This is a genomic window from Streptomyces tricolor (assembly GCF_002155905.1).
In the GTDB taxonomy this organism is placed as follows: domain Bacteria; phylum Actinomycetota; class Actinomycetes; order Streptomycetales; family Streptomycetaceae; genus Streptomyces; species Streptomyces tricolor.
This window is the reverse complement of the sequence record NZ_MUMF01000141.1, coordinates 21,316-27,315: the sequence shown is the minus strand read 5'-3', so window position 1 is coordinate 27,315 and position 6,000 is coordinate 21,316. Positions and strand designations below refer to the sequence as shown.

4 protein-coding genes are annotated in these 6,000 nt (G+C 73.5%); all 4 read left to right on the top strand.

Annotated elements, in window-relative coordinates; genetic code table 11:
• The first annotated feature begins 353 nt into the window (after window positions 1-353).
• The 4 genes from CCN44_RS11585 (at window position 354) to CCN44_RS11570 (ending at window position 5,987) form a co-directional block, all read left to right on the top strand.
• Complete coding sequence (locus CCN44_RS11585) at window positions 354-782, top strand: ATP-binding protein (RefSeq protein WP_059252400.1); 429 nt, start codon at window positions 354-356, stop codon at window positions 780-782.
• Between the two features lie 272 nt (window positions 783-1,054).
• Window positions 1,055-3,643, top strand: a complete 2,589-nt coding sequence (locus CCN44_RS11580; protein WP_059252401.1) for a SpoIIE family protein phosphatase — start codon at window positions 1,055-1,057, stop codon at window positions 3,641-3,643.
• A gap of 81 nt (window positions 3,644-3,724) precedes the next feature.
• Window positions 3,725-4,669: an RNA polymerase sigma factor SigJ gene (gene sigJ, locus CCN44_RS11575; protein WP_059252402.1), complete on the top strand. Its 945-nt coding sequence runs from the start codon at window positions 3,725-3,727 to the stop codon at window positions 4,667-4,669.
• 112 nt (window positions 4,670-4,781) lie between these two features.
• Complete coding sequence (locus tag CCN44_RS11570; protein ID WP_059252403.1) at window positions 4,782-5,987, top strand: NAD(P)/FAD-dependent oxidoreductase; 1,206 nt, start codon at window positions 4,782-4,784, stop codon at window positions 5,985-5,987.
• Window positions 5,988-6,000: the final 13 nt, after the last annotated feature.

Genomic DNA, 6,000 nt, shown 5'->3' with positions numbered 1-6,000 from the left:
GCCGGGTCCGCGAAGGGGCGCGGGGCCGGATCCGAGGTACGGCGACCGTCGCCTGGGTGTGACGGGCCGCCCGGGGGCCCGCAGTCGCGGTCCGGTGTACGGCTGTACGGCCATCGTCGCCTGGGTGTGACCGGCCGCCCATGGACCCGCAGTCGCGGTCCGATGCGGCCCGCCGCCTGGGTTTGACCGGCCGCCCACGGACCCGCAGCCGCAGCACGACCCCACCACCCGGACTCTCCGGTGCACGGCACCCGAGCGGAGCGCGCCCGTACGTGCCACAGTGCGCCCTCTCGCGCGGTACTCCCACCCGGATATCGGGTATGTGCCCATTAACCCCATGAAACCGGACATGGGTGGGCTCACTGGCCTGGGAAGTGATCGGCGTGATCCACACCGATGGCGACTGCGCCGAGTGGACTTTTCCCGCGGAACCGGGCGCCGTGCGCGCCGCCCGCACCGCGGTCCGGGGCCAGTTGCAGGGCTGGGGCCTGGGCTGCCTCTCCGACCTCGCCGCACTGCTGGTCAGCGAGCTGGTCACCAACTCGCTGCGGCACGCCACCGGCCCCATCGGCGTACGACTGGTCCGGCCCGCAGGGCTCGACGACACCCTGCGGGTGGAGGTCTCCGACCCGCTCCCGGACCCGCCGCGGGAACGCGTCGCGCGCCCCGAGGACGAGAGCGGACGCGGCTTGCAGCTGGTCGCCGGCTCCTCGCGCCGCTGGGGCACCCGGCCCGGGGCCGACGGAAAGACCGTCTGGTTCGAACTGGCGGTGCCGGGGTGACGCCGCGGCAGCCGGAGGGGCACGGGGGTGTACAGCCCTCAGCGTGCCGTCCATCGTGCGCGCCGGGGGCGCACGCGGTCCGGCGGGGGGTGGTTCGGCGGTGTGTTCCCTGGTTAGAAGAGTGGAAGTGTTGTCACGGACCGGTCCGAAAAACACCTGGACCGAGCTGTGATCGTGAACACCGTGTCGTGCGGCGCCGTAGTGCTGGATACTGCGGGCAGCCGCCCCCGGTGACCGGTGCCGGACGCGGTGAGCTGGAGGGGACGGTTCGCGTGAGCGAGATACCAGCGAAGGCCACGGAGTCCGAGGACCCGTCGGACGGCGCGAGGAGTCAGGCCGCGGAGGCTGCCGCGGCGCCCGGTGACGCCATGTGGCAGAGCAGTCCGCCCGGTTCGATCTATGACTACATCAAGGTCGCCTCCTTCTCCATCGGTCCCGGCGGGCTGGTCGACCAGTGGAGCCTGCGCGCCGAGCAGCTCTTCGGCATCCCCGCCGAACGCGCCGTCGGCATGGATCCGATAGAGGCCTTCATCGACCCCGACCTGCGCGAGCGCGGCCAGCGGAAGATGGCCGAAATCCTCGACGGGCGCGAGTGGACCGGAGTGGTCCCGTTCCGGATGCCGGACGGGCCGGACGGCACTCGCGGCGACGAGGGCCTGGCCGAGGTCTACGTCATGCCGACCCGCACCGCCGAGGGCGAGAAGGCCGCCGTCTGCATCGTCGTGGACGTCCGCACGCTGCGCAGCATCGAGACAGATCTCGCCGCCTCTCAGGCGATTTTCGGTCAGTCGCCCTTCGGATTCCTGCTGATCGACGTCGACTTGCGGGTCCGGCGGGCCAACATGCGGTTCGCCTCCATCTTCGGCGGAACCCCGGACGACCACCGGGGCAAGGGAGTGCACGACTATCTGCCGCGCGGCGAGGCCGAGCGGGTTTCGGCCACGCTGCGGCGGGTGCTGGAGACCGGCGAGTCCATCACCGACATGCACGTCACCGGCTTCGTCCCGGGCTCCGAGGAACGCCGGCACTGGTCCGTCAACCTCTACCGCGTGCACAGCGGCAGCGGCCGGCCCATCGGCGTCGCCTGGCTCGGCACCGACATCACCGCCCGCCGGGCCGCCGCCCGGGAGGCCGCCGCCGCCCGGCGCAACCTCGCGCTGCTCAACGAGGCCGGCGCCCGCATAGGGAACTCCCTGGACCTGGAGACCACGGCCCGCGAACTCCTCGACGTCGTCGTCCCCGGCTTCTGCGACCTCGCCACCGTCGACCTCTACCAGGGCCTGCTGGCCGGTGACGAGACCCCGCCCGGTCTCGCCGACGGCAGCGCCGAACTGCGCCGCGTCGCCTTCGCCAGCGCCGTCTCGGGGGCCCCCTTCAGCGGCTCCGGGAAGCCCGTCGAGGTCGGCGCGGTCCACCACTACCCGTTCAACTCGCCCTGCGCGGACGCCCTGCGCACCGCCCGGCCGCAGCGCGTGCCCGCCGAGGAGGGCGGCCTCGTGCAGTCCACGCTGGCCGTGCCGATGGTCGCCCACGACACGGTCGTGGGGCTCGCGCAGTTCGCCCGGACGAAGGGCAGCGAGCCGTTCGGCGACCGCGACCGGGAACTCGCGGTCGAGCTGGCCGCACGGGCCGCCGTCTGCATCGACAACGCGCGCCTGTACCGCCGGGAGCACGAACGGGCGTTGATACTGCAACGGTCCCTGCTCCCGCCCGGCGACCCCGAGGCCTCCGGTCTGGACATCGCCTGCCGCTATCTGCCGGGCAACGCGGCGACGGAGGTGGGCGGCGACTGGTTCGATGTCATCGAACTCCCCGGGCACCGCACGGCGTTGGTGGTCGGGGACGTCATGGGCCGGGGCCTGCGCGCGGCGGTGGCGATGGGTGAACTCCGCACCGCCGTACGCACCCTGGCGCTGCTCGACCTCGAACCGGCGGAAGTGCTGTCCGCGCTGGACGAGATCGCGCGGGGCCTCGGCACCCCGGGCGGGGTCCAGCAGGCGACCCGTACGGCCCGTCAGCCACGGGACGCCGACCTCTCCGAGGTCTACCTGGCGACCTGCGTGTACGCCGTGTACGACTCCGTCACCAGACGCTGTACGTTCGCCAACGCCGGCCATCTCCCGCCGGTCCTGGTCGAGCCGGGCGAGGCGGCGCTGATGCTGGACGTGCCGCCCGGCATGCCGCTCGGGGTCGGGGGCGAGCCGTTCGAGGAGGTGGAGGTCGAGCTGCCGGAGGGCGCGCTGCTGGCCCTCTACACGGACGGCCTGGTCGAGTCCCGCGACCACCCCCTGGACGAGGGCCTGCAAGCCTTCATCGGCGCGCTCACCGACCCTTCCCGTCCGCTGGAGGACGTCTGCGACCACGTCCTCAACACCCTCGACACCCACCACGGCGAGGACGACATCGCCCTGCTGATGGCCCGGGTGCAGGGCCTGCCCGCCGACTCGGTCGGCGACTGGACCCTGCCCCGCGAGCCGCGCAGCGTGGGACGGGCCCGCGAGTACGCCCGCGGACAGCTGCTGTCCTGGGACCTGGAGCCGCTGGTCGACACGACGGAGCTGCTGGTCAGCGAGCTGGTGACGAACGCGTTGCGGTACGGCGAGGGGGACATCCGGCTACGGCTGCTGCTGGACCGCACGCTGGTCTGCGAGGTCTGGGACTCCGGACTCGTCCAGCCGCGGCGCCGGCGGGCCCGGGACACCGACGAGGGCGGCCGGGGCCTGCAACTGGTCGGACTGCTCAGCGCGGCCTGGGGCTCACGGCGGACCCCTCGCGGCAAGACGGTCTGGTTCGAGCTGCCGCTCCCCGGCGGAGAGGGCGGCCTGACCGACCCGACGGAGGCCCTCCTGAGCCTCTTCTGACCCGCCTCGCCCCCGAGTCGAGCGGCCGGGGAACGGTGACGCGCCTGCCGTTCCGGGCCGGGGATGGCTAGGATCCCTGGCATGGCCCTGATCACGCGTGACGTCGACCGGTTCGAGGCTGCCAGGCCCCGGCTGGAGGCCATCGCCTACCGGCTGCTCGGCTCGTCGAGCGAGGCGGAGGACGCCGTGCAGGAGACCTTCCTGCGCTGGCAGGCGGCCGACGTCCGGCGGATCGAGGTGCCCGAGGCCTGGCTGACGAAGGTCCTCACCAACCTGTGCCTCACCATGCTCACTTCGGCCCGCGCCCGGCGCGAGACGTACGTGGGGAGCTGGCTCCCCGAGCCGCTGCTCGCCGGTGACCCGATGCTCGGCCCCGCCGACACCGCCGAGCAGCGCGAGTCGGTGTCGTACGCCGTCCTCGTCCTGCTGGAGCGCCTGTCGCCGGGCGAGCGGGCGGTGTACGTGCTGCGCGAGGCCTTCGACTACCCGCACCGGGAGATCGCCGAGATCCTGGACCTCACCGAGGCCGCCAGCCAGCAGATCTACCACCGGGCCAAGAAGCACGTCGCGGACGGCAAGGCGCGCACCGAGATCGACGAGGCCGCCGCCCGGAAGGTCGTCGAGGAGTTCCTGGCCGCGGCGACCAGCGGCCGTACCGAACCCCTCCTCCGCCTGCTCACCCAGGACGCCGTCTCGATCGGCGACGGCGGCGGGAAGGTCCCGGCCCGCGCGAAGGCCTTCGAGGGCGCGCTCGCGGTCGCCACGTTCCTGCGCGGCCTGTTCAAGCCCAGTGCCGCCAAGCGGGCCCTGGTCGGCGGCGCGGCCGAGATCTACGCGACGACCGCCAACGGCGGGCCCGCCGTCGTGGCGGTCGTGGACGGCCGGGTCGTCGGCATCACGTGCCTGGAGGTCACCGCCGAGGGCATCACCGCGGTCCGCAGCCAGATCAATCCCGACAAGCTCGTCCGCGCGACCGAGCGGTGGGCCGCCGAGGGCCTCGGCGGCAGCCCGCTCCACACCCTCTGATCAGATGTGACGTGCTTCACATCCTGAACCTGTCAGGAAACGCCGGGCTGCCCGGTTCAAGGGGCGACACCGCGCCCGACAGCGGCGGAACCTCGCAGACAGGAGCAGGCACATGCAGCACCGCATCGTCGTCCTCGGAGCCGGCTACACCGGAGCGGTCGCCGCCGGCCGCCTCGCCCGGCGGCTGCACCACGAGGACGTCACCATCACCCTCGTCAATCCCGAGCCCGACTTCGTCGAGCGGGTCCGGCTGCACCAGCTCGCGGCCGGCCAGGACCTCAGGCCCCGGCCGTTCGGCGAGATGTTCGCGGGCACCGGCGTGGCGCTGAAGCTCGCGAAAGTCACCGCCGTGGACGTGGACCGCAAGACGGTGACGGTCACCGCCGCGCACGGCCACGAGCGGGAGGAACTGGAGTACGACACCCTGGTCTACGCCCTCGGCAGCGGCTGGCACGACGGGGGCGTCCCCGGCGTCGCCGAACACGCCCACGAAATCGCCGGCCGCCCCGGCGCCCTCCGTCTCCGCGACCGGCTGGCCGCCCTGGACGCGGGCCGGCCCGTGGTCGTCGTCGGCGGCGGCCTGACCGGCCTGGAGGCCGCGACCGAGATCGCCGAGACCCGCCCGGACCTGAACGTCTCCCTGGCCGCCCGCGGCGCCCTCGGCGACTGGCTCTCCGCGAAGGGCCGCACCCACCTGCGGAAGGTCCTGGACCGGCTCGGCATCACCGTCCACGAGCACGCCGCGGTCAGCGAGGTGCGGGCGGACGGCGTGACCACCGCCGACGGCAGGACCGTCCCCGCCGACGTCACCGTCTGGACCACCGGCTTCGCCGTCCACCCGATCGCCCGGGCCACCGCCCTGGAGGTGACCGACCGCGGCCGGATCGTGGTCGACAGCACGATGCGCTCGGTCTCCCACCCGGACGTGTACGCCGTCGGCGACGCGGCGACGGCGCTCGGCCCGAACGGCAAGCCGCTGCGCATGTCCTGCGCCTCGGGCGTCCCCATGGCCTGGCAGGCCGCCGACGCCATCGCCGCCCGTCTCGCCGGCACCAAGGTCCCCCACGTCCCCATCCGCTACTTCCAGCAGTGCGTCTCCCTCGGCCGCAAGGAGGGCCTGATCCAGTTCGTCACCGCCGACGACCGAGCCGTGGACAGGGCCCTGACGGGCCGTACGGCCGCCCTCTACAAGGAACTGATCTGCAAGGGCGCGGCCTGGGGCGTCGCCCACCCGACCGCGGGCCTGCCCTCCCGGCGCCGGCGTGTCGTACGGCAGGAGACCCGCGGCGGGGCACGGGCGGCACGGACGGCGGTCTGACCCCGCCCACGCC

Coding starts and splice junctions, on each gene's coding strand:
- sigJ (WP_059252402.1), top strand. CDS start 3,725: ATGGCCCTGATCACGCGTGACGTCGACCGGTTCGAGGCTGCCAGGCCC.
- CCN44_RS11570 (WP_059252403.1), top strand. CDS start 4,782: ATGCAGCACCGCATCGTCGTCCTCGGAGCCGGCTACACCGGAGCGGTC.